The sequence below is a fragment of the Bradyrhizobium tunisiense genome (assembly GCF_042263385.1).
GTDB lineage: Bacteria > Pseudomonadota > Alphaproteobacteria > Rhizobiales > Xanthobacteraceae > Bradyrhizobium > Bradyrhizobium tunisiense.
Window position 1 is genome coordinate 282,482 of sequence record NZ_JBHLEV010000008.1, and the last position, 20,723, is coordinate 303,204.

The 20,723-nt window shown below is 65.2% G+C and carries 24 protein-coding genes; 18 read left to right on the forward strand and 6 right to left on the reverse strand.

The window, feature by feature from the left end; genetic code table 11:
* Window position 1 precedes the first annotated feature (1 nt).
* The gene (fdh3B, locus tag ACFDR6_RS29320; protein ID WP_027571966.1) at window positions 2-598 is read left to right on the forward strand and encodes a formate dehydrogenase FDH3 subunit beta; all 597 of its coding nucleotides are present in this window, start codon (window positions 2-4) and stop codon (window positions 596-598) included.
* 39 nt (window positions 599-637) lie between these two features.
* Window positions 638-1,639, forward strand: coding sequence for a formate dehydrogenase subunit gamma (locus tag ACFDR6_RS29325; RefSeq protein ID WP_212092877.1), 1,002 nt, complete (start codon window positions 638-640; stop codon window positions 1,637-1,639).
* Between the two features lie 29 nt (window positions 1,640-1,668).
* Here ACFDR6_RS29325 and ACFDR6_RS29330 read toward each other — a convergent pair whose 3' ends face one another.
* Window positions 1,669-1,872 (reverse strand): hypothetical protein, encoded by a 204-nt coding sequence (locus ACFDR6_RS29330; RefSeq protein WP_317243714.1) that lies wholly within the window; start codon window positions 1,870-1,872, stop codon window positions 1,669-1,671.
* Between the two features lie 360 nt (window positions 1,873-2,232).
* Here ACFDR6_RS29330 and ACFDR6_RS29335 point away from each other — a divergent pair, with 360 nt between their 5' ends.
* Entirely contained in the window at window positions 2,233-2,841 is a 609-nt protein-coding gene (locus tag ACFDR6_RS29335; protein ID WP_375860383.1) for a cysteine hydrolase family protein, read from the forward strand.
* A 440-nt stretch (window positions 2,842-3,281) separates the two neighbouring features.
* Here the strand turns inward: ACFDR6_RS29335 and ACFDR6_RS29340 are convergent, their stop codons facing one another.
* Window positions 3,282-3,707, reverse strand: a complete 426-nt coding sequence (locus ACFDR6_RS29340) for a response regulator (protein ID WP_375860384.1) — start codon at window positions 3,705-3,707, stop codon at window positions 3,282-3,284.
* Window positions 3,708-3,793: 86 nt separating this feature from the next.
* On the opposite strand from ACFDR6_RS29340, the gene ACFDR6_RS29345 reads away from it, so the two are divergent.
* The 5 genes from ACFDR6_RS29345 (at window position 3,794) to ACFDR6_RS29365 (ending at window position 10,171) form a co-directional block, all read left to right on the forward strand.
* Entirely contained in the window at window positions 3,794-4,801 is a 1,008-nt protein-coding gene (locus tag ACFDR6_RS29345) for a chemotaxis protein CheB (RefSeq protein WP_375860386.1), read from the forward strand.
* Between the two features lie 9 nt (window positions 4,802-4,810).
* Complete coding sequence (locus ACFDR6_RS29350; protein WP_375860387.1) at window positions 4,811-5,077, forward strand: hypothetical protein; 267 nt, start codon at window positions 4,811-4,813, stop codon at window positions 5,075-5,077.
* Between the two features lie 197 nt (window positions 5,078-5,274).
* Window positions 5,275-8,445: a CheR family methyltransferase gene (locus ACFDR6_RS29355; protein WP_375860388.1), complete on the forward strand. Its 3,171-nt coding sequence runs from the start codon at window positions 5,275-5,277 to the stop codon at window positions 8,443-8,445.
* Window positions 8,445-9,191, forward strand: a complete 747-nt coding sequence (locus tag ACFDR6_RS29360; RefSeq protein WP_375860389.1) for a Crp/Fnr family transcriptional regulator — start codon at window positions 8,445-8,447, stop codon at window positions 9,189-9,191. The genes ACFDR6_RS29355 and ACFDR6_RS29360 overlap by 1 nt, the downstream gene beginning before the upstream one ends.
* A gap of 779 nt (window positions 9,192-9,970) precedes the next feature.
* On the forward strand, window positions 9,971-10,171 hold the full coding sequence (locus ACFDR6_RS29365; RefSeq protein WP_212092885.1) for a hypothetical protein: 201 nt from the start codon (window positions 9,971-9,973) through the stop codon (window positions 10,169-10,171).
* Between the two features lie 21 nt (window positions 10,172-10,192).
* Here ACFDR6_RS29365 and ACFDR6_RS29370 read toward each other — a convergent pair whose 3' ends face one another.
* Window positions 10,193-10,477 (reverse strand): hypothetical protein, encoded by a 285-nt coding sequence (locus ACFDR6_RS29370; RefSeq protein ID WP_375860390.1) that lies wholly within the window; start codon window positions 10,475-10,477, stop codon window positions 10,193-10,195.
* Window positions 10,478-10,703: 226 nt separating this feature from the next.
* Here ACFDR6_RS29370 and ACFDR6_RS29375 point away from each other — a divergent pair, with 226 nt between their 5' ends.
* The 5 genes from ACFDR6_RS29375 to ACFDR6_RS29395 all read left to right on the forward strand — a co-directional run bounded on the left by ACFDR6_RS29375 (window position 10,704) and on the right by ACFDR6_RS29395 (window position 13,416).
* Window positions 10,704-10,919, forward strand: coding sequence for a hypothetical protein (locus tag ACFDR6_RS29375; RefSeq protein WP_247967701.1), 216 nt, complete (start codon window positions 10,704-10,706; stop codon window positions 10,917-10,919).
* Window positions 10,912-11,112, forward strand: a complete 201-nt coding sequence (locus ACFDR6_RS29380) for a hypothetical protein (protein ID WP_212092888.1) — start codon at window positions 10,912-10,914, stop codon at window positions 11,110-11,112. The genes ACFDR6_RS29375 and ACFDR6_RS29380 overlap by 8 nt, the downstream gene beginning before the upstream one ends.
* 62 nt (window positions 11,113-11,174) lie before the next feature.
* Window positions 11,175-12,251 (forward strand): flavodoxin family protein, encoded by a 1,077-nt coding sequence (locus ACFDR6_RS29385; RefSeq protein WP_375860391.1) that lies wholly within the window; start codon window positions 11,175-11,177, stop codon window positions 12,249-12,251.
* Complete coding sequence (locus ACFDR6_RS29390; RefSeq protein ID WP_375860392.1) at window positions 12,248-13,147, forward strand: NAD(P)/FAD-dependent oxidoreductase; 900 nt, start codon at window positions 12,248-12,250, stop codon at window positions 13,145-13,147. Before ACFDR6_RS29385 ends, ACFDR6_RS29390 begins: the two co-directional genes overlap by 4 nt.
* A gap of 83 nt (window positions 13,148-13,230) precedes the next feature.
* Window positions 13,231-13,416 carry a hypothetical protein gene (locus ACFDR6_RS29395; RefSeq protein ID WP_212092891.1) on the forward strand — a complete coding sequence of 62 codons (186 nt, stop codon included), beginning with the start codon at window positions 13,231-13,233 and terminating at the stop codon, window positions 13,414-13,416.
* Here the strand turns inward: ACFDR6_RS29395 and ACFDR6_RS29400 are convergent.
* Window positions 13,413-13,670: a hypothetical protein gene (locus ACFDR6_RS29400; RefSeq protein WP_212092892.1), complete on the reverse strand. Its 258-nt coding sequence runs from the start codon at window positions 13,668-13,670 to the stop codon at window positions 13,413-13,415. The genes ACFDR6_RS29395 and ACFDR6_RS29400 overlap by 4 nt on opposite strands.
* Before the next feature lie 280 nt (window positions 13,671-13,950).
* Here ACFDR6_RS29400 and ACFDR6_RS29405 point away from each other — a divergent pair, with 280 nt between their 5' ends.
* Complete coding sequence (locus ACFDR6_RS29405) at window positions 13,951-14,325, forward strand: hypothetical protein (protein WP_212092893.1); 375 nt, start codon at window positions 13,951-13,953, stop codon at window positions 14,323-14,325.
* A gap of 3 nt (window positions 14,326-14,328) precedes the next feature.
* Here the strand turns inward: ACFDR6_RS29405 and ACFDR6_RS29410 are convergent, their stop codons facing one another.
* Both ACFDR6_RS29410 and ACFDR6_RS29415 read right to left on the reverse strand, forming a co-directional pair.
* Complete coding sequence (locus ACFDR6_RS29410) at window positions 14,329-15,597, reverse strand: polysaccharide deacetylase family protein (RefSeq protein WP_375860393.1); 1,269 nt, start codon at window positions 15,595-15,597, stop codon at window positions 14,329-14,331.
* 157 nt (window positions 15,598-15,754) lie between these two features.
* Window positions 15,755-16,528: a polysaccharide deacetylase family protein gene (locus ACFDR6_RS29415; RefSeq protein ID WP_375860394.1), complete on the reverse strand. Its 774-nt coding sequence runs from the start codon at window positions 16,526-16,528 to the stop codon at window positions 15,755-15,757.
* Between the two features lie 115 nt (window positions 16,529-16,643).
* Between ACFDR6_RS29415 and mgtE the strand changes: the two genes are divergently transcribed.
* From mgtE to tolA, 4 genes are all read left to right on the forward strand, one after another.
* The gene (gene mgtE, locus ACFDR6_RS29420; protein WP_212092896.1) at window positions 16,644-18,065 is read left to right on the forward strand and encodes a magnesium transporter; all 1,422 of its coding nucleotides are present in this window, start codon (window positions 16,644-16,646) and stop codon (window positions 18,063-18,065) included.
* Between the two features lie 182 nt (window positions 18,066-18,247).
* Window positions 18,248-18,544, forward strand: coding sequence for a helix-turn-helix domain-containing protein (locus ACFDR6_RS29425; protein ID WP_212092897.1), 297 nt, complete (start codon window positions 18,248-18,250; stop codon window positions 18,542-18,544).
* A gap of 204 nt (window positions 18,545-18,748) precedes the next feature.
* Complete coding sequence (locus tag ACFDR6_RS29430) at window positions 18,749-19,567, forward strand: aldo/keto reductase (RefSeq protein ID WP_212092898.1); 819 nt, start codon at window positions 18,749-18,751, stop codon at window positions 19,565-19,567.
* 49 nt (window positions 19,568-19,616) lie between these two features.
* Window positions 19,617-20,522 (forward strand): cell envelope integrity protein TolA, encoded by a 906-nt coding sequence (tolA, locus tag ACFDR6_RS29435; protein ID WP_375860395.1) that lies wholly within the window; start codon window positions 19,617-19,619, stop codon window positions 20,520-20,522.
* Window positions 20,523-20,723 lie beyond the last annotated feature (201 nt).

Sequence of the window (20,723 nt, forward strand, 5' to 3'; positions counted from 1 at the left end):
CATGGCTCGAATGAAATTTCTCTGCGACGCTGATCGCTGCATCGAATGCAACGCCTGCGTCACCGCCTGCAAGAACGAGCATGAGGTGCCCTGGGGCATCAACCGGCGCCGCGTCGTCACCATCAACGACGGCAAGCCGGGCGAGCGCTCGATCTCGATGGCCTGCATGCATTGCACCGACGCGCCTTGCGCGGCGGTGTGCCCGGTGAACTGCTTCTACACCACCGCGGATGCCGTGGTTCTGCACTCCAAGGACCTCTGCATCGGTTGCGGCTATTGCTTCTACGCCTGTCCGTTCGGCGCGCCGCAATACCCGAAGGTCGGCAATTTCGGCTCGCGCGGCAAGATGGACAAATGCACCTATTGCGCCGGCGGCCCGGAAGCCGATGGCAGCAAGGAGGAATACGAGAAGTACGGCGCGAACCGGCTGGCCGAAGGCAAGCTGCCGCTGTGCGCCGAAATGTGCTCGACCAAATCGTTGCTTGCGGGCGACGGTGAAATCATCGCCCAGATCTACAAGGAGCGCGTCATGAAGCGCGGCTATGGCTCGGGCGCATGGGGCTGGAAGACTGCCTATCGTGAGACGATCGAGTCCTGACGTGGGCAGCCGAGGGCGCGCAAGACCGGGGAGGACGTGATGGCGTCGTTTGGAAGGTTCATTCGCCTGGCGTTGGGCGCCTGGGCGCTGCTAGTTTTGCTGACGGCGGTGCCCGCAGGTGCTCAGCAGGTCAACCCGACCGCGAGCGCGGTCAAGGAGCAGCAGCTTCTGCAGGAGCTCAACCGGATTCAGGGCCGCGTCAGCATTCCCGATCAGCGCTCGGGTGTTCTGGAGCAGCCGCAGGGACGCGAATGGCGGGAATTCCGCGACGTGACGCTGCGTTGGGTCGGCGGCATTGCCATCCTCGGCATGATCGCGGCCGTGGTGATCTTCTATCTCACCGTCGGAATGGTGCGCCTCGAAGCCGGACGGTCGGGCCGCACCATCGTGCGCTTCAACGCATTCGAGCGGTTCGTGCACTGGCTGACAGCGACATGCTTCATCGTCCTGGCCATTTCCGGCTTGAATATCACGTTCGGCCGGCCATTGCTGCTGCCGCTGATGGGCTTCGAGGCTTTCTCGGAGTGGTCGCAATGGGGAAAATACGCCCACAACTATCTGAGCTTCCCGTTCACCCTCGGTGTCATCCTGATCTTCCTGATGTGGATCGGCGGCAATATCCCGAGCAAGGTGGATATCGAATGGGCCAAACGCGGCGGCGGACTGATCGGGCATGATCATCCGCCGGCCCGCCGCTTCAATGGCGGTCAGAAGATGATCTACTGGATCGTCGTGATCGGCGGTGGGCTCGTCGCGGCGAGCGGCTACGCGCTGATGTTCCCGTTCTACGGCACGGGGATCGAGGGCATGCAAATGGCCCAGATCGTTCACTCGATCGTGGCGGTCTTGTTCGTCGCGGCCATGATCGGGCACATCTATATCGGCACCATCGGGATGGAGGGTGCATTCGAGGCCATGGGCTCCGGCGAAGTCGACGTCAACTGGGCGCGCGAGCACCATAGCCTCTGGCTCGACGAGCAGAAGGCGCGAACGGGGCCGAACGACGGACGGCCGCAGCCCGCAACCGAGGCGGCGGAGTAATGCGCGCAGCCTGAAGCGGGCAACCGGCTCTATTGCGCCGGCTCTTTGCCGAACAAGACGGAACGGTCCTGGATGTCCTGTTCGGGGAGCAGGGCCGTTCGACCTGTCTGCATGCTTTGGATGGACGCCATGCCGCTCTGACCGGAACGGAACAGGGCGTGCGAATTCAGCACGGTGCTGGCCGCACCGGCCAGAACCAGGGCTGCAATGAGCGGGAGCACGAGGCGTTTCATGCGCGTCTCCGTCTGCCATGTCCACCCGTCACGACTGATAGACGTACATTGTCCGGCCCGATGTGAGCCACTTCACAGGCAGCGGTTCCAATTGCATCGTCTTCCCAGCGGGACGGGATGAAGCGACGCAACTGGACCAGCGTCGTGCGAACACACTCGCAAGCGTGCGGCGCGCGCCATGCGAGAGCTGGCTCATGAGGCCTTGGTATTAGCGGGCCGCACGCCGCGATCGTATCGATCAGATCCGCCGGACCTGTGTCGTGCTCGGAACCAAAGCCCTTCCATTGGCATTCAGTCGCTGAAATCGCCGCGTCGATGTCGACTGACGTCGCGCGGCGATGCGCTTGACGGTGGAGCACGATGAGGGACAGCGCTTCGGAAGTCGCCGACATCAGGCAGGCCGTTCACCTCTGCATCGACATGCAGAACATTTTCGCCCCCGGCGGTCTGTGGGCGACACCCTGGATGGAGCGGGTTCTGCCGGCGATCGTCTCGATCGTTTCGCGCCACCAGGCCAGAACCGTCTTCACGCGTTTCATCACGCCGCAGGATCCGGAAGATCGTCCCGGTCAGTGGCAGAGCTATTTTCGTCGCTGGCATCAGGCGACCCGCAGGCATCTTGCGCCATCCGCGCTCGAGCTCGTGCCGGCGCTGAACAAGTTCGTTCCGCCGGCTGCCATCATCGACAAGCCGGCCTATTCCGCCTTCAGCAATCCCGCGCTGGCGAGCCTGCTGGCCGACAAGAATGTCGGCACGGTCGTGATATCGGGCGCGGAGACGGACGTCTGCGTGCTGTCGACGGTCCTGAGCGCCGTCGATCTCGGCTTCAGGATCGTCATCGTCGAGGACGCGCTGTGCAGCTCGTCCGACGTCGGGCATGACGCGCTCATGACGATGTACCGCACGCGCTTTCACGGCCAGGTCGACCTGGTGACCGCGGAGGAGCTGTCGGAGTTCTGGCGCGAGTAGGGATGGACATCGCCCAGGTCGAAAGGTGCGTCGCGGCCGATTCACATAGCCTAATGCGCGGCCGCCCCTAAACCGCCAAAGTGTACGGGCTGGAAACAGAAAGGGGGCTGGACGGCGATGGATCGCATCGAACAGGCCTTTATCGCGACCGCGATCACGGGATTTCTGGTGATGATGGTGGCGTTCGCCTGGATGATGATGAGCTGACGCGGGAAGGCTTGACGTCTTGCGCGTCGCGCTACCTTACGCCGCGGTCCTGCTCTGCCTGGCGGTGACGGCCTGGCTCGCCTTCGCGCTTGTGTTTTGATCGTCGATCGGCTGCGAGCCCCAGCTGCGACCCCTTGGACCAGTGCTCTCCGGAATTCCGGCTGAGCCGGCGCGCTTTCCCGCGGCGTTCCTGCTCCAGCGCGTCGCGCAGGCGCATGGCACTCACCAGATGGTCACGGCGGTGCTGCGTCGCCCGTCGCGGATTGACTGCCGACGAGGCTCGCAAGGTTCTGCACCATGGCCACGATGTCGATCGGCTTCTCCCAGAGCGGCACGTCCTGGAATTCCGGCTCGATGCTGATCCTGTCGTAGCCCGTGGTGAACACGAACGGCACCCGGCGTGCCCTGAGCTCGCGGGCAATCGGAAAGATCGGCTCGGAGCGGATGTTCACGTCGAGAACCGCGGCATCGAGCGCGCCGCCATCGTGCAGCATCTCGACCGCATCCTCGATGTGGCCGACGGGACCGGCGATCTCCGCGCCGAGCGTGCGCAGCGCGTTGCCGATGTCATCGGCGAGAAAATATTCGTCCTCGACCACGAGGATGCGGCGACCATGCAGTGGCACGCGTTGACGAAGCGATTTGGGCGATACCGGCATGATCCCTCCAGCGCTCCCTCCTCCCAATTAGGAACATAAGGGCCAGAGGGCGCCTTGGTGCAACGATGCAACCGGAGGCGGGTTCCATGAGCCACCGCGACATCATCGTGATCGGGGGCTCCGCCGGAGCCACCCAGCCCTTGAAGCAGATCCTGAGCCGTCTGCCCGCGGACCTTCCGGCCGCCGTCTTCGTCGTCCTGCACATTCCCGCGCAGGGCATCGGCAACCTCTCGACGGTTGCCAGCAGCGCCGGCCCGCTTCCGGTCCGGCAGGCCGAGAACGGCATGAAGATCGAGCCGGGCCGGGTCTATCTGGGCGCGCCGGACCATCATCTCCTGCTTGCGGAGGATCACATTTTCCTGGGGCGCGGGCCGCGCGAGAACATGGTCCGCCCGGCCATCGACGCTCTGTTCCGTTCGGCCGCCCTCTATCACGGTCCCCGCGTGATCGGGGTGCTCCTGAGTGGTTTGTTGTCCGACGGCGCGGCCGGGCTCAACGCCATCAAGCGCTGCGGCGGGATGACCGTGGTCCAGGACCCCGCGGACGCCGTTTCCGACGAGATGCCGCGGCGCGCGATGGAAGCGACCACCGTCGATCTCTGCGTCCCCGGTGCCGGTATGGGCGACGTCCTGTCCGAGCTGGTCCGGGAGCAGGCCGGAGCCGCTTTGCCGATTCCGCCCGAGATCAGGCTCGAGGTCGAGATCGCGGCCGGGGACCGGATCGGCAGCGACAAGCTGGTCTCCATGGCTGAACCCGTTGCGCTGACTTGCCCGGCTTGTGGCGGCGTCATGTCCGAGGTCAAGGAATTGCGCCCGCTGCGCTTCCGTTGTCAGGTCGGTCACGCCTATACGGCCGACGCGCCCGCCAAGGAGCAGGAGGGCCGGGTGGACGAAGCCCTGCGGGTGGCGCTGCGCATCATCGAGGAACGCGCCGAGCTGGTTCAGCGTATGGCCTCCGATGGTCGGCGGAGCGGGAGGCCCGCGGTCGCCGAGATGTACGAGGCGCGTGCGTCCGAGTATCGCGAATATGCCGACATGATCCGGCGCGTCGTGCTACAAGCGCTCGATCCGCCCCTGCACAAGCGGGAGGCTTAGAGGCGCCTCATGGCCATCTCTCTTGCCGAACGGACCGCCCAGCTCAATGCCGAGCAGACTCTCCTGGTGAAAGCCGACAAGGACATCGAGGAAGGCTGGCAGCGCATCCGAAATCAGGAAGACCGGGTGCGCGAACTCATGGCAGGCGGTCACGATACGCGCCAGGCCGAACGGCTGGTCGACCTGCTCAAGCGGACCCTGGTCGAATGGGAGCGCCACCGCATCCTGATCGAGCAGCGTGTCAGGTATCTGCATGAAGCGGTCGAGGCGGGTTAGCCAGCACGGGCCCCGCTGAATCCGGCACCGGGCCGGACATGGCGGCGTATGCTGCTTGGCCTTCGGGTCCCTGTCGCCGGATCGAAACAGGTCCGGCACATTTTTGTCTTTGATCTGTTGGGATAATATCGATTTCTGCTATTTGCAGGGGCCGGGCGGCCGTCGCCCCCGGTCAGCAAAAGAGAGCCACCAGGGTCATGAATGAAGTCGGCGACCAGCCGGTCGATGGAGCGCGCCAGATCAAGGTCCCGCTGATCATTGGCGTCGGCGCTTCCCCCGGTTCTCTGGACAGTATCGAGCGCTTCTTCGCCAAGCTGACCGTCGGCATCGATCAGGCCATCGTGCTGGTGCTTCAGCACCACGAGGCCTTCGATGAGCCGCGGCTGCGCGAGGTCGTGCGAAATTCCAACGGCGGCAAGGTCGCCGAGATTGCCGATGGCGATGCGGTCGAGGGCGGCACGATCTATCTGTGCCCGTCCGCGATGATCACCACGATCCGCGACGGTCGATTTGCGATCCGCAAGGCCGAGCAGGCGCCCGGCGAACGCGCCACGATCGACAGCTTCCTGGTATCGCTCGCGGAGGAGCGCGCCGAGCAATCGATCGGCGTCCTGCTTGCCGGGACCGGCGGTGACGGCACGCTCGGCACTGCGACGCTGAAGGATCACGGTGGTCTCGCCATTGCCGAAAGGGTCCCGGGTCATGAAGATGCCGAACATCTCATCAACGGCAATACGCCCGTTTCCATCGCGGACTACGTGTTGGCGCCTGAGCAGATCCCGGAGCACATCCAGGTCTATGCCCGGCATCTGCGGCGCCTGGAGGAGAAGCAGGGGTTTGACGAGGTTCTGGCCGCGGCCGCAACCTCGCTGTCGCGCATCGCGGATATCCTGCGCCACACGACCGGCAACGACTTTCACGGCTACAAGCAGAATACCTTCCTGCGTCGGGTGCAGCGGCGCATGCAGGTGGTCCAGATCGACGACATTCCCGCCTATGTCGATTTCCTGCGCAACGACAAGGACGAAGCGCAGCATCTCCTCAACGACCTCCTGATTGGTGTCACCGAGTTCTTCCGCGACAAGCGCGAATTCGAGGTGCTCGAGACCCAGATCGTCCCGAAGATGTTCGAGGGCAAGGGCGCGGGCCAGCAGGTCCGCGTCTGGGTGCTCGGCTGCGCCACCGGCGAGGAGGCCTATTCTATCGGCATTCTCCTGCGCGAGCATATGGCGCGGATGGATTCGGCGCCGCAGGTCCAGATCTTCGCCACCGACATCGACGGACGGGCGCTGGCGACCGCGCGCGTTGGCCGCTACCGCACCAATATCGAGGCCGACATGACCAGCGAGCGCCTGGCGCGCTGGTTCGTCCGCGAGGGCGACACCTATTGCGTGGTCAAGGAGCTGCGCGAGATGTGCATCTTCTCGCAGCACAACGTCATCAAGGATGCGCCGTTTTCCAAGCTCGACCTGGTCTCCTGCCGCAATCTGCTGATCTATCTCAATGCCGAATTGCAGAACCGTGTGATCCCGCTGTTCCATTTCGCGCTGCTGCCCGACCGTTACCTGTTTCTCGGCAATTCCGAGAACGTCACCCGGCATCCCCAGCTGTTCGAGCCGGTCGAGCGCCGCGCCCGCATCTTCAGGAAGCTTGAGACCGGCGCGCGGTTGCCGCCGGAATTTCCGATCTCGATCGGGGCGGGCAGGGCGCCGGTTGAAGTATCGCCGGTCCGCTCCCTCAGCCCCGACGTCGGGCTGGAGCGCCGCGCACAGCGCATCGCGGAGCGCTACGCGCCGGCCTATGTCATCATCGACGACAATTTCCACATCCTGCACTTCTCGGGACGGACCGGCCGCTACATCGAGCCGACGGCGGGCGCGGCCACGCTCGACTTGCTCCAGCTGGTGCACCGCGATCTCCGGCTCGAATTGCGCACCGCCCTCAGCCGCGCAGCGGAGACCAACGAGCCGGCCCATGCAGGCCAAGTGCAGCTCGGTGTCAACGGTCATCGCGTCCTCGTCGACATCACGGTGGAGCCGATCCAGGAAGGGGCCGGCGGCCGCCGCAACTTCGTCGTGCTGTTCAAGGACGGTCCCATCGGCGCAATCGAGGCTGACCAGCACAATCCAAATCTGCTGGTGCGCACCGAGCACGTCGAGCGCCTCGAAGGCGAGCTGCGCACCATGCGCGAGCGCCTCCAGGCGACCATCGAGGAGCTCGAGAGCTCCAACGAAGAGCTGAAATCCTCCAACAAGGAGTACCAGTCGCTCAACGAGGAGCTTCAGTCGGCCAACGAGGAGCTCGAGACCTCGCGCGAAGAGCTGCACTCGGTCAACGAGGAATTGACGACGGTCAACGGCGAGCTGGCGCACCGTGTCCAGGATCTGACGCGCGCCACCAGCGATCTCAAGAACTTCCTCGAGAGCACGCAGATCGCAACTGTGTTCCTCGACAACGATTTGCGCGTGATGAATTTCACGCCTGCGATCACGCAGATCCTGCATCTCGTCGAGACTGATGCGGGCCGGCCCATCGCCCACATCAAGGCCCGCATCCCCATCGAGGAGCTCTATGAGGACGTCCGCCGCGTGCTGCGCACGCTCGCCAGCGTCGAACGCGAGCTGAGCGCGCCGGACAGCGCCACGCGCTACATCGTGCGTATTCTGCCTTACCGCAGCATCGATAATTTCATTGCCGGGGTCGTCATTACCTTCATCGACGTCACCGCCATTACCCGCGCCGAGGAGCGCCAGCGCCTGCTGCTGGCCGAGCTACAGCACCGTGTCCGCAACACGCTCGGCGTGGTGCGTTCGATCGCCCGCCGCTCCGCCGAGACAAGTTCCACCGTCCAGGAATACGCCTCGCATCTCGATGGCCGGATCAACGCCTTCGCCCGCACCCAGGCGATGGTGACGCGCGATCCCGAAGGCGGCATCGACCTCGAATACCTCGTGGTCGAGGAGCTTCTGGCTTACAATGCCCGCGAGGGTGAGCAGATGCGGGTCTCCGGCCCCAAGGTCCGCTTCCAGGCCAAGGCCGCGGAGACGTTTGCGCTCGCGATCCACGAGCTTGCGACCAACGCACTGAAATATGGCGCCCTGAGCCAGCCGAGCGGATGCATGGAAATCACCTGGCGCCTCGACGAGAGCAGGGACCCTGCCGAGCTCGTGTTCCAATGGCGCGAGCGCGGCGGGCCGCAGGTCAAGCCGCCGCCGCGAAAGGGTTTCGGTACCGAGCTTCTGGAGCGCACGCTGGCATTCGAGTTCAAGGGGCACACCGCATTGACATTCGACCCCGCGGGGTTGGAATGCTCGATCACAATTCCTCTCAGCAAGCGCATGTTCCACACACCGGTGGTGGCTGGCTGATGCCGTTGTCGACGCCCGATCGCAGCGTGATGGAGCCGGCCATTCGCCGGCTGAGCACGCTGAGGCCATTGTCGGCGGAGGCCCGTGCTTCACTCGAATATGCGATGCTCGAAGGGCTGCAACGCGTCGGCGCGGGCGAAGACCTCCTCTCGGAGGGTGATCCTGTCGACAGCGTCCGCATCGTGCTGTCAGGCTGGCTCTGCCGCTACAAGACGCTCGAGGATGGCCGGCGCCAGATTGTCAATTTCATTTTTCCGGGCGAGACCTGCGACGCCCATGCGTTCCTGCTCTCGGTGATGGACCATTCCATCGCGACGCTGACGCCCGCGGTCTATGCCGAGATCAAGCGCGCGCGTTTCGAGAGCCTGGTGGCCGGCGATCGCTCGCTCGCCGAAGCGTTCTGGTGCGAGACGCTGGTCAACAACGCGATCCAGCGCGAATGGGCGCTCAATCTCGGCCGGCGCGTGGCGGTGGAGCGCGTGGCCCATCTGTTCTGCGAAATCTTCGAGCGGCTTCGCCCCGTCGGCATGGTCGACGGCAATTCCTGCGTCATGCCGGCGACGCAAATGGATCTCGCCGATGCGACGGGACTGTCGGTGGTCCATCTCAACCGCACCGTCCAGGAGCTGCGGGCGTCGGGCCTGATCGTGCTGCGCGATCGGACGCTGACCATCGGCGATCTCGACGCGCTCAAGGACGCGGCGTTGTACTCGGCGAGCTACCTGCAGCTCTATCGCCGCGGGTAGACCGCGACATGCCCCGGGCGGCCGGTCTCGGCTGAGGATCGATCATTCGACGATCCTGATCGCTTGAATCATCTTGATCTTGGATACGCTCCTTGGGGAAGGGCTCGTAGCTCTTGCGGCCGAGAAACGTGTCTGGCGAAGACATCGCGAGCACATCCAACGCCTCGCGGATCGCCTTGCGCGCACGCGCGACGCGCTCTGCGTCAGAGAGCAATGGAACGTGAATGGTCGTTTGCATGGCCGCGCTCCCTGTTGTGCAGGCGGGAGCGCAAGCGGTCTCTCAGTCATCGACGTCTAGGGCAGAGCCTCAGCCGATGATGAGCGAATGATACTCCGATCGCAGCGATTTGGCCATGGAAACCGCAGGCCCTGGTCCATGCTGCTCAAGGCTTTTCGGTCCGTCCTGGCTCGGCCGCCCCAAGCTCCATGCATTCGGCTCGTTTGCGATACTCCTCCGCCATTTCCAGGAGAGCAGTTCGCGTTGCGGGGGAGGAACTGAGAGCGGCCTGATGCTCGCAGCTCTTCTGAAGCTGGCGATAATTGTCCATTTGCGCCAATCCAGGCTGGGCCACGACGTACTCAGTTTAGCAAAAGACGTCATCGGCTGACTTAACTCATGTTACGTTCTTGGCTCAGTTACGCCGTGAAGCGTTCCCGTCCGGGACGGCGCCACGAAACCGTTCCGCGTCTGGAAGGTTGTAGAGGCATCGCTTGCGCGATGATCTCAATCGGTAAGAACGCAACGGAGCGCTCCGACCCAACGATCAGGGAGAACGCCCATGTTGATGCGGCGTCGAGAGAGGCAAATGGATCCGCTGGAGATACGGCTTGCCGCCGAAGCGGAGCGACTGCGCGAACAGGCCGAATTGCTTCCGCCCGGCGCAACGCGCGACGAGATGTTGCGCAGGGCGCGTCAGGCGGAAACCGGTTCTCAGATGAGCGAGTGGCTGCGGTCGCCGGGCCTGCAGCCACCGGAGTAGCATCCGCCGAACGCGGCGGTGCTAACGCCGCTTCGCCGTTTTGCTGCGCCGGGTGTAAGGCGAGCGGTTGACCGGCCGCAGCGAAATCCCCTCGCGCTGCGCCTTGCTGCGAATGGCCGCGACCGGGCGCTGCAGCTTGATGCTCATGACGCCGGTCGGCGTGTTGCCTTTCGCGAGCTGCTTCAGCTTGCTCACATCAGCGGGCGTCCACGGTTGCCGCGAACGGCGTTTGTATGCGGGATTGACCTTGCGCGGTCCCTTGCGGCCGATGGGTGAGCCAGGCCGCTTCCGTGCTGCTTTTGCCATGCTGGTCCTCCTTCAAGTCCTTAAGAACATACGAATCAGCATTTCGGTTCCGCAGCAGTGAGGCGACGAGGCGCGTGTCACGCGCCGGTCGTGATCGCAAAATCGCGCGGCGTTAACTTATTGAAATGCTGGAACCGCTCGGTGCGGCGGAAGCTGCCAACCTTGCCGGCGGGGGCCGCTCCCGCCGGGACCATTTCCAACCTCCGAAATCCGCTGTGAAAGTCCAATGACCGCAAAACGCAACCGCAGGAAACAGACCCAATCGCTCCAGGAGCGGTTGGCGGCATTCGCCGAAAAGGCTCGCGAGCGCGCAAGCAGCCTACCACCCGGCAAGGAGCGCGAGACGCTGCTTCGGCGTGCGAAACAGAACGAGATGACCTCGAACCTCACCGACTGGCTGAGCGCCCCGGTCTATCCGAGGCGAGGCGGTGACCATGCGTAGCTTCAAGCATTACCGCGCGTTCGAGATCGAGCCGGACGGGCGCGTGTTCGGATGCATCAACCTCGTCTGCGACGACGACGAGCAGGCCAAGCGCGAAGCCGCCGCGCTCGTGCGGGTCCATCACATCGAGCTGTGGCGACTGGACCGGCGGATCGCGCGATTCGATGTGCCGGCGGAGGCGGCTCGCCAGTAGGCGTTGAGGAACCGCGTGCAGCGTCCCGGGTTGGTCGGATACCGACTTCGCCGGGAGCCAGCATGACGGACGCCGAAATTCGCAAGGGGATGCCGCCCGTCAAGCTGTCGCGCGGAGAGTTCGAGCGGCGTTACGACAGCCAGTTCGTCGATCCCGCCTTTGCCCCGCTGCAACGCGAACGCGACGCCATCGTCGGCGCCGCCTGGGACGCCTACAGCCATTCGCGCAAGGCGCCGCTGACGCGAAAGGCGGGCGCGGGCTTCTCCGATCCCGACTACGATCTCGCCATCGACTGGCTCGATGCGCGCGCAAAGATCCTGGAAGCGCAGCGGCGGCATGACGATGCGGAGGAGACGCCGCGCATCCTCGTCATCAACGGCTCGGCCCGCAGCGAGCACACCTGTCCCGGCGAGATGTCCAAGACCTGGCGCCTGGTCAAGCTGGCCGAGCCTGTCTTCACGGAGATGGGGTTCGCCGTCGACGTCCTCGATCTGTCGCGCCTCGCCTCCGAATTCGGCAAGACCATCTATCCCTGCAAATCCTGCGTCGCAACCGCGATGCCGCTCTGCCACTGGCCATGCAGCTGCTATCCCAACCATTCGCTGGGGCAGACCCACGACTGGATGAACGAGATCTATCCGCTGTGGGTCGCCGCTCACGGCATCCTGATCGTGACGCCGGTGAACTGGTACCACGTGCCTTCGGGGCTCAAGGCGATGATGGATCGCATGGTCTGCGCCGACGGCGGCAATCCCGATCCGACCTCGACGCACGGCAAGAAGGCTGCTGAAGCCAAGGCGATGGAGCTGAAGGGCTGGCCCTATCCGCGCCATCTCGCCGGCCGTCATTTCGGCGTCGTCGTCCACGGCGACGCCGTCGGTGCCGAGGGCGTGCGCCGCGCCTTGTCGGACTGGCTGACCGACATGCAGCTGGTCTCGGCGGGCCGCTTCGCCGAGATCGACGGTTATGTCGGCTACATGGAGCCGTACGCCACCTCGCATGGTGCGCTCGATGAAGACAGGAAATTCCAGCAGGAGGTGCAGAACGCGGCGCGCGCGCTGGGCAATGCCGTCCGGCTGGCGAGAAGCGGGCGCCTCCAGGAGCCCGGCGCCGGACTTGCCGACCCGAACCCGAAATGACCGGTGCGCGGCTTGATTGCCTGGTCATCGGCGGTGGCCCTGCCGGGCTTATGGCCGCGATCTATCTGGCGCGCTTCCGCCGCAGCGTCTGTGTCGTTGACGCGGGGGCGAGCCGGGCCGCGCTGATCCCGCGCAGCCACAACGTTCCCGGCTTCGTCCACGGGCTGTCAGGGGCGGACCTGATTGCCCGCATGTCGGCGCAGCTCGACGAGCTCGCCGTCGCGCACGTGGAAGCCGAGGTCACCGCGTTGCGGCGGCACGATCTTGGTTTCGAGGCGAGCTGGAACGACGAGACGCATGCCGCCGCCACCGTCATTCTCGCCAGCGGCATCGTCGACACCCATCCGCCGTTCCGGGAGTGGCGCGCTGCCGTCGCGGACGGGCTGTTGCGCTATTGTCCCGTCTGCGATGCCTTCGAGGCGGCCGGCCAACGCATCGGCGTCATAGGCCCACTTCACCGCGCGGCCAGCAAGGCGCTGTTCCTGCGCGGCTACTCGCGCGACGTGACGCTGCTCGCGATCGGCCGGGATGACGAACGGAGCGCACCATCGGAGCTGACCGAGGCGGGCGTCGAAATCGTGTTCGCGCCCGATTTGCATCTGCGGCGGAGGGGCGGGGGCATCGAGGCCGTCTTCGGCGATGGCCGGACGCTGCAATTCGACACCGTCTATCCGGCGATGGGCGCCGAGGTGCGTTCGCAACTCGCGCTGTCGCTGGGGGCCGAGCATGTCGGAGAAGGCTTTCTGAAAGTCGACGACCATCAGCGCACCTCGGTCAGCGGACTCTACGGGATCGGCGACGTCGTCACCGACCTGCACCAGATCTCGGTCGCGTTCGGCCACGCGGCGGTCGCCGCGTGCGCGATCCACCACAGCCTGCCGCGGCGCTTGGCGTGACGGGGAACGAAGCGCGCGGCGTCGCCTTGGTTGAGCGGGACGCGTGACGTCGGCACGTAGCGCCGGCCTGAAGGAGCAAGCCCATGCTGGAAGAGAAGCTCAAGGAGGCCATCATCGGCGAGTTGCAGCGGCAAGCCGCCAACCGGCCGCAAGCGCTGAAGGTTCAAGGCGCAGACGATGCGAGCTCGGAGGAGCTGGTCGTCAATGGCAGGATCGACCTCGGCGCGCTGGCGATGGTGATCGCAGGATCAGTCGCCGGCGGCCCTTAGCCATATTCCTCGCCGATGCCGTATTCCCGGTAGATCTCCAGCGGGTCGAGATCGGGAAACAGGCGGCATTTGGCCTGGGCGAGGTGCAGGCTCACCGCCGCGGGCTCCTTGCCGTTCGAGAGCATCTTGCGGATGTCGTCCATATGCGCGTTCGGCCGGTGCTTCGGTTCGAGCTGCTCCAGTGCGACCAGGGCGGTCGCGAGGGCCTCGGTCAGAACCCAGTCGTCGTGGCCGGTGATTCCCTTCTTCGGCATCGGCAGACCCCAGCTGTGGCGGCAGGGCGCAGTCTATCGCGACTTCCGCCGAAAAAGCCATTGCTGCCCCAACGGCGAGAAAGGGCGAGGGCGCACTCCGGCTTTGCATTATGGCCGCGTGTGGCTAAAAGGCGGCGACTTGCGGGACGATGGTATCTTTGTCGAAACAAAGTTGGCGTAGACGGGGCGCCACCGCATCCAGGTCGGCCGCTCCGGTCTGGGTCCCCGATCCCGAATTTCGCAACACCATTGAGTTGCGCCCCTCAAGGTTCGAGCCAGCATGGTTTTTCTCAGCTTCGTCTACCGCTTCATGACCAACTTCGCATTCATGGCGATGGTCTATTTCAGCCTGAACTTCATGGAGAAATACCAGAACCGGGCGATCATCGCGATCCTGGTGCTGGTCTATAGCGGGATGCGTGCGGCCTCGACGCTTCGCGCATTCTATTTCTTCCAGAAGATCGAGAAGCTGGAGGCCGAGACGCGGCGACTGCAGGGCCCGATCAATGACGGCACCGGGGGAACGAACGCGCGCAAGCAGGTGGTCGTCGACGTCGCCCGGCTGCGGCGCGACGGCGAGCTCAAATCCTATATGGACCTGTTCTTCCTGGCGCTGATCGTGCTGCTCTGCGTCGCCGCCATCATGCGGACGTAGAATTCACGCGCGCTTCTTCGCGCTGGTGGCGAGGCGGGTCGGGCGGGGGGCAGCCGTCTTGATCTGTGGGGCCTGCTTCGGTGCGGCCTCCGCGGCATGTGCCGTTCGCCGTCCCTGCGGCTTGGCCTTCTTCTTGGCGGAATGAGGCCCCTCGGCCGCCATTGCCAGCCGCGTCGCAGCACGCCGCGACAATGTCGTCGACAGCAGCACCTCGACCGAGCCCTCGGGAATGGCAAACAGATCGCGACCGGGCACGGGCAGGGTGGCCGCCACATTCGCCTGCGCCATGGTCCGGCGCGGCAGCAGCGGCTGATGCCCGGTCTGCGCGTTGAGATCGGCAAGAGCGGGCGCCGGCAGCGTCCGGGTCTGCGCGAACACGAAGTTCGGCACGCGCGGCCAGCGCGCGATCGGCACAGTCTCCGTCGGCGGATGCAGCAGCCACTCCACCGGAGTAGTCGGCGTCGCCGGCCGGTCGGCGATCGCCGGCACCACATGCACGATGCGATAGCCGCGCGCCTTGAGGTCGCGGATGATCTTCGGCAGCGCCGCCACGGTGCGGGCCTGGATGTCGTGCAGCAGTAAAATGCCCTTGCCCTTGGCCTCCAGCCGCTGGATCGCGAGCTGATAGACGCGGTCGGACGACACATGGCGCCAGTCGTCGGCCGGGAAGTCGGCGCTCCACACCTGGATGCCGCGCGAGATCAGATGTTGCTCGACGCCTTCGGCGCGCATCAGGCCGGGAATGCGGAAGAACGGCGCCAGCTTGGACGGATCGGTCATCGCGGCCTTGGTCCATTCGATGCCGCCGTTGATCTCGGCCTCGAATTTCTCGACCGGCATCCGGTCGAATGTCAGCGGATGGTCCATGCTGTGCGTGCCGACGGTGTGCCCGGCCGCGACCAGCTTGCGCACGCCTTCCGGATTGGCCTTGGCCTGGTTGCCGACGATGAAGAAGGTGGCCTTGATGCACTCGTCCGCGAGGATCTGGAGCACCTGGTTGGAATATTTCGGTATCGGGCCGTCATCGAAGGTCAGGACCACTTCATGGTCCTTCAGCGGCAACGTCTCGCGGTACTGCATGGTGCCGATCAGCGGATGCTCGCGCGGATCGACCACGAGGGTGCGGGACGTCCCGAGCGCGTCGGGGCGGCCCGGGCAATCGGCCGCAAGCGCCGCCGGCGAGGCGGTGGTCAGCAATCCCAACAACAGGCCAAGGGATAGGCTAAGGGCGGTCCACGATCGCGTCCGCGAAACAACGCTACTTCCGATCATGAACCTTCGTCTGCCCCCATGCGATTGCCGCCCTAATAGGTCGGAGATGCCCCAAAACGGTTCAGCCGTAGCCGCCGTTAACTTGCACGCGGTAGCATGAACAGAGTGTTAATTGGCCCCGGATCACCCCATTTTGCGCCGGCGTGACATTCCGGCATCAATGCGCGTCGGCATTCTTCTGCACTGGGCCCGCTGGCACGATGTGAACCACCCGATACCCGTTCTCCCTCAGATACCGCAGAAACGCCGGCATCATTGCAGCCGTGCGCGCCTTGTTGTCGTGGAAGAGGATGATGCCCTTGCCACTCGCGGCGAGGCGCTCGGTGACGAGCTTCAATTGCTGCTCCGGCGTTATCTCCTCCCAGTCGCTGGCCCATAGATCGGCCCCGAACACGACGACGCCGCGAGTCTCGAGCAGGTCGAGCAGCGCCGGCGTCGATTCGAAATAGGGGAAGCGGAAGAACGGCGTCGAGGGCGTCGTCGTCGATGTGCCGTGCAGCGCCATTTCGTCTGCGGCAATGCCCCGCTCAATGTCGGCCGTGGCCTTCTCGAACGGAATACGCCCCATGAACGGATGCGAGAATGAGTGATGGCCGACGGTGTGGCCCTCGCGGGCGATGCGCTTGACCATGTCGGGATGCTCGGAGGCGTGCTGGCCGATCAGGAAGAAGGTCGCGCGCACGCATTCCTGCGCCAGCGCCGCCAGCACCTTCGACGTCGTCGGCGGGTACGGCCCGTCGTCGAAGGTCAGCACGACCTCGCGATCGGCCAGTGCAAGCGTCTGCGGAAAGCTCTTCAAGCCCACGCGCGGCGTGGACCTGGCATCGACGCTCAGCACGCGTGCGGTGCCGAGTGCGTCCTTGCGCGGGCACTCGGCGGCCTGGATCGAGGCGATGCCGGCGAGAGTGCTGAGGGCCGCGCCCAGCGTCATCGAAGTCCACCTCAGTCGCAGCATCTTTGTCATTGCGCTCGCGATTGCCTTGTGGGTATTGCCTGACCGTCAGCTCAGACCATCTGATCCAACCTGTCAAACGGCGAGGCGCGCCATGGATGAACATATGGACGTTGCCCGATCCGCCGCGGATTCGGTACTCGACCACGTGCCGATGCGCAATGAAGACGGCGATATCAGGCACGAATTCGTAGAGGAAATCGCGCGTGCCATCGAGGCCGGCGACAGCGCGTCGCTGCGTGCCTGTGTCGCGGAGCTGCACGAGGCCGATCTCGGCGATCTGATCGGCGCTCTGGAACCCGACGACCGCGTCCGCTTGGTCGAGCTGACCGGGGCCGACTTCGACTTCTCCGCGCTGAACGAGGTCGACGAGGCCGTCCGCGAGGAGATCCTGGAGGAATTGCCGCCGGAGACGGTCGCCGAGGGGGTCCGCGAGCTCGAATCCGACGACGCGGTCGAGCTGCTGGAGGCCCTCGACCAGGCCGAGCAGGAGGAGATCCTCGAAAAGCTGCCGCTCAAGGAGCGCGTCGCGCTCGAACGCAGCCTGCTCTACCCCGAGAATTCGGCAGGACGCCGGATGCAGACCGAGTTCATCGCGGTGCCCCAGGATTTCACCGTGGGCCAGGCGATCGACTACATGCGCGAGACGCCCGATCTGCCCGACCGCTTCTACGAGATCTACGTCGTCGACAAGGACCAGCACTGGCAGGGCGCCGTTCCCCTCGACGTGCTCCTGCGCACGCGCCGCCCCGTCGCGCTGACCGAGCTGACCGACGAGGACCGCCGCCGCGTCTCCGTCCTGGAGGACCAGGAGGAAGTCGCGCGCATGTTCGGCAAGTACAATCTCGTCGCAGCGCCGGTGCTCGACACCCAGGACCGCCTGGTCGGCGTCATCACCGTCGACGACGTCGTCGACGTCATCGAGGAGGAGGCGGACGAGGACCTCAAGGCCCTCGGCGGCGTCACCAGCGACGAAGAGCTGTCGGACACCTTCCTGACCATCGCACGCGGCCGCTTCAACTGGCTGCTGGTCAATCTCGCCACCGCCTTCCTAGCATCCGCCGTGCTCGGCCTGTTCGAGGGCCAGCTCGAAAAGATGGTGGCGCTCGCCGTGCTGGCGCCGATCGTGGCGAGCCAGGGCGGCAACGCCGCGACCCAGACCATGACGGTGGCGGTGCGGGCGCTGGCGACGCGCGACCTCGGCGCCTCCAACGCCTGGCGTGTGGTGATGCGCGAGGCGCTGGTGGGTCTGATCAACGGGCTCGCCTTTGCCGTGATCACGGGGATTGCGGCGGTGGCCTGGTTCAAGATTCCCGGCCTCGGCATCGTCATCGGGCTTGCGATGGTCTGCAACCTCGTCGCCGGTGCGCTCGGCGGCATCCTGATCCCGATGGCGCTCGACCGCGTCAGGGCCGATCCGGCGGTAGCCTCCGGTACTTTCGTCACCACCGTGACCGACGTCGTCGGCTTCTTCTCCTTCCTCGGGATCGCGACGTTGTGGTTCGGGTTGAGGTAGGTCTCGCCCCGGCGTCATTCCGGGGCGCGCCACTTGGCGCGAGCCCGGAATTCATTTTTCGGCCTCGCGTGCTGCACGATGGATTCCGGGCTCGCGCTTCGCGCGCCCCGGAATGGCGACACGCATCTTTAATCCGAACTTAAGCGGCCTGCCGCATCATCGCCCCGCTTGGGGGATTGGACATGCGGTTGCGGCTGAAGGCGGACGGACGGGTCGTCGAGTTGCGGGACGGACAGGAGTTTCCGGTCCAGCCTGCGGCCAATGCCGCGCCGGCCGACACCGGCCCGCTCGCGGTGCGCGATCTGCGCCGCCGCGCCTGCCTGACCCAGATGGAGTTCGCCGCCAAGCTCGGCGTTCCCGTCGAGACCATCCGCAACTGGGAGCAGGGCAAGCGTGCTCCGCGGGGACCGGCCCGTGCGCTGCTCGCGGTCATCGCGCACGCCCCGGACACGGTATTCCAGGCGCTCGCCAAAGCCTGACGCGAAAGCCTGGCGCCAAAGCCTGAGGCCAAGGCCTGGCGCCAAGGGTCTGTGAAGTCACGGGCCAAGCCTGACGCAACCTCCCGTTAGCATTGCGCCAAATATCCCCCGGGACTGCCGCGGCGTCCGTTGGCAGCGTCACGGGCGGGGTCCATAATGAGGCCCGATAACGTCGGGGGCTGTCGCAACGGAAGAGGACTCCTCATGCTGTTCGTCGAGGCCAATGGCGCAAGAATCCCGGCGATCGGGCTCGGGACCTGGGAGCTGAGCGGAAGGTCTGCCGCGCGCGTGGTCGAGCAGGCGCTGCGGTTCGGCTATCGCCACATCGACACCGCGCAGGTCTACGACAATGAACGCGAGGTCGGCGACGGCATGCGCGCCTCCGGCGTGCGCCGCGACGACATCTTCCTCACCACGAAGGTCTGGACCAACCATTTCGCGCCGAACGATCTCGAGCGCTCGGTCAAGGAGAGCCTGGCGCGCTTGCGGCTTCCCTCCGTCGATCTGTTGCTGCTGCACTGGCCCAATCCGCACGTGCCGCTGGCGGAGACGCTCGGCGCACTCTCGCATGCCAAGCGCATGGGCCTGACCCGCCACATCGGCGTTTCCAATTTCACGGTGGCGCTGATCGAGCAGGCGGTGGCGCTGTCGGGCGAGCCGCTCGTCTGCAATCAGGTCGAATACCATCCTTATCTCGACCAGGCGAAGGTGAAGGCGGCCTGCGATCAGCATGGCCTCGCACTCGTCGCCTACAGCCCGATCGCCAAGGGGCGCATCAAGACCGACCAGACGCTAGCCGAGATCGGGCGCACTCACCGCAAGACGCCGGCGCAGGTCTGCCTGCGCTGGCTGGTGCAACAGAATGTCGCTGCGATCCCGCGCACCTCGCGCATCGAGCGCCTGTCCGAAAACATCGAGATCTTCGATTTCGAGCTGTCGGAGGAACAGATGAGCCGGATCGCGGCACTCGCCAACTCCAAGGGCCGCCTGACCGACTTCGGCTTCGCCCCGAAATGGGATTGAGGGGAGACCGCGGTATGCTAACAGCAGGGCGGCAATCCAAGATCGGGCAATGGAACTGCGGACAATCATACGGACGGACGTCGCGGCATCGGCGATCGCCCATCTGACGCTGGTGGGGCTGATCATCCTGATCAGCGAGGTCCATCCGTTCCACGCCGCGCCGCCTGAGACTGTTGCGGTCGACATCGTCACGCCGGAGCAGGTGAAGCAGGAGGAAGAGAAGGCCGAGGAGAAAGCCCAGGAGGAGGCGAAGCAGAAGCCGCCGGAGCCGAAACCCGATCTGAAATTGCCGAAGCTGGATTTCACCGACAAGGACAAGGCGGAAGCAGCGCCGAATCCTGCGGCCAAGCAGCAGGCGGCCGCGCCGTCGCCGACACCACGGGCCTCGCCCGAGCCGGCGCAGAAACAGACGCAACCGTTGGAGGCGCCGAAGCAGCGCGAGGCCAACGTGCAACCGCAGCCTCAGCCATCGCCGCCGCAAACCGTGCCCGAGCCGCAGGCCGCGCCGCAGCCGGCCTATCAGGCTCCGCAGCCTGACGTCACCATCAAGTACGGCGTCATGCTCGGCCTGCCGCCTGAATTGCCGGCGGCACTGTCGAAAGACACTCCCAAGGACGATGGCGGCGACGGCAAGGATTCGATTGCAGCCAAGCTGCCGGCCGAAATCATTGCCGCGCTCCGCAGCCACTTGCGGCGGTGTGCGAAATTGCCGGCCGGCCTCAGCCCGACCGACAGCGTCCACATCAAGCTCCGCACGGTGTTCGCCACCGACGGCACGTTGGCGCGCGAGCCGATCCTGCTCCAAGCCCCGCCATCCACAAAAGGGGTGGCCCTCGTGAAGTCCGCAATCAGCGCAGTTCAGGACTGCCAGCCCTATAAGATGCTGCCCGCCAATCTGTACGAGGAATGGAAGGTGCTGGACCTGCCGTTCAGCCCGCGGGATTTCGGCGGGTAGTTTTCGAGCCCTTGTAGCCCGGGTGAGCGCAGCGATGCCGGGACAGTAGGGCGGGCAAAGCGACTTGTCCGCCGTAGCTCGCAGAGCGAAGGCGGAAGCATGCCCACGTCTTTGAAATCGTGAAAGATGGTGGGCACGGCGCTTTGCGCCTCTGCCTATCTTGGGGCACCGTGCCTGTGTCGGCCTCTGTCAATCCAGTGC

Coding starts and splice junctions, on each gene's coding strand:
- ACFDR6_RS29370 (WP_375860390.1), bottom strand. CDS start 10,477: ATGGCAAAAGCAGCACGGAAGCGGCCTGGCTCACCCATCGGCCGCAAG.
- ACFDR6_RS29395 (WP_212092891.1), top strand. CDS start 13,231: ATGCTGGAAGAGAAGCTCAAGGAGGCCATCATCGGCGAGTTGCAGCGG.
- ACFDR6_RS29430 (WP_212092898.1), top strand. CDS start 18,749: ATGCTGTTCGTCGAGGCCAATGGCGCAAGAATCCCGGCGATCGGGCTC.
- ACFDR6_RS29340 (WP_375860384.1), bottom strand. CDS start 3,707: ATGCCGGTATCGCCCAAATCGCTTCGTCAACGCGTGCCACTGCATGGT.
- fdh3B (WP_027571966.1), top strand. CDS start 2: ATGGCTCGAATGAAATTTCTCTGCGACGCTGATCGCTGCATCGAATGC.
- ACFDR6_RS29385 (WP_375860391.1), top strand. CDS start 11,175: ATGACGGACGCCGAAATTCGCAAGGGGATGCCGCCCGTCAAGCTGTCG.
- tolA (WP_375860395.1), top strand. CDS start 19,617: ATGGAACTGCGGACAATCATACGGACGGACGTCGCGGCATCGGCGATC.
- mgtE (WP_212092896.1), top strand. CDS start 16,644: ATGGATGAACATATGGACGTTGCCCGATCCGCCGCGGATTCGGTACTC.
- ACFDR6_RS29365 (WP_212092885.1), top strand. CDS start 9,971: ATGTTGATGCGGCGTCGAGAGAGGCAAATGGATCCGCTGGAGATACGG.
- ACFDR6_RS29325 (WP_212092877.1), top strand. CDS start 638: ATGGCGTCGTTTGGAAGGTTCATTCGCCTGGCGTTGGGCGCCTGGGCG.
- ACFDR6_RS29350 (WP_375860387.1), top strand. CDS start 4,811: ATGGCCATCTCTCTTGCCGAACGGACCGCCCAGCTCAATGCCGAGCAG.
- ACFDR6_RS29405 (WP_212092893.1), top strand. CDS start 13,951: ATGGTTTTTCTCAGCTTCGTCTACCGCTTCATGACCAACTTCGCATTC.
- ACFDR6_RS29330 (WP_317243714.1), bottom strand. CDS start 1,872: ATGAAACGCCTCGTGCTCCCGCTCATTGCAGCCCTGGTTCTGGCCGGT.
- ACFDR6_RS29345 (WP_375860386.1), top strand. CDS start 3,794: ATGAGCCACCGCGACATCATCGTGATCGGGGGCTCCGCCGGAGCCACC.
- ACFDR6_RS29400 (WP_212092892.1), bottom strand. CDS start 13,670: ATGCCGAAGAAGGGAATCACCGGCCACGACGACTGGGTTCTGACCGAG.
- ACFDR6_RS29415 (WP_375860394.1), bottom strand. CDS start 16,528: ATGACGCTGGGCGCGGCCCTCAGCACTCTCGCCGGCATCGCCTCGATC.
- ACFDR6_RS29425 (WP_212092897.1), top strand. CDS start 18,248: ATGCGGTTGCGGCTGAAGGCGGACGGACGGGTCGTCGAGTTGCGGGAC.
- ACFDR6_RS29335 (WP_375860383.1), top strand. CDS start 2,233: ATGAGGGACAGCGCTTCGGAAGTCGCCGACATCAGGCAGGCCGTTCAC.
- ACFDR6_RS29360 (WP_375860389.1), top strand. CDS start 8,445: ATGCCGTTGTCGACGCCCGATCGCAGCGTGATGGAGCCGGCCATTCGC.
- ACFDR6_RS29355 (WP_375860388.1), top strand. CDS start 5,275: ATGAATGAAGTCGGCGACCAGCCGGTCGATGGAGCGCGCCAGATCAAG.
- ACFDR6_RS29390 (WP_375860392.1), top strand. CDS start 12,248: ATGACCGGTGCGCGGCTTGATTGCCTGGTCATCGGCGGTGGCCCTGCC.
- ACFDR6_RS29380 (WP_212092888.1), top strand. CDS start 10,912: ATGCGTAGCTTCAAGCATTACCGCGCGTTCGAGATCGAGCCGGACGGG.
- ACFDR6_RS29410 (WP_375860393.1), bottom strand. CDS start 15,597: ATGATCGGAAGTAGCGTTGTTTCGCGGACGCGATCGTGGACCGCCCTT.
- ACFDR6_RS29375 (WP_247967701.1), top strand. CDS start 10,704: ATGACCGCAAAACGCAACCGCAGGAAACAGACCCAATCGCTCCAGGAG.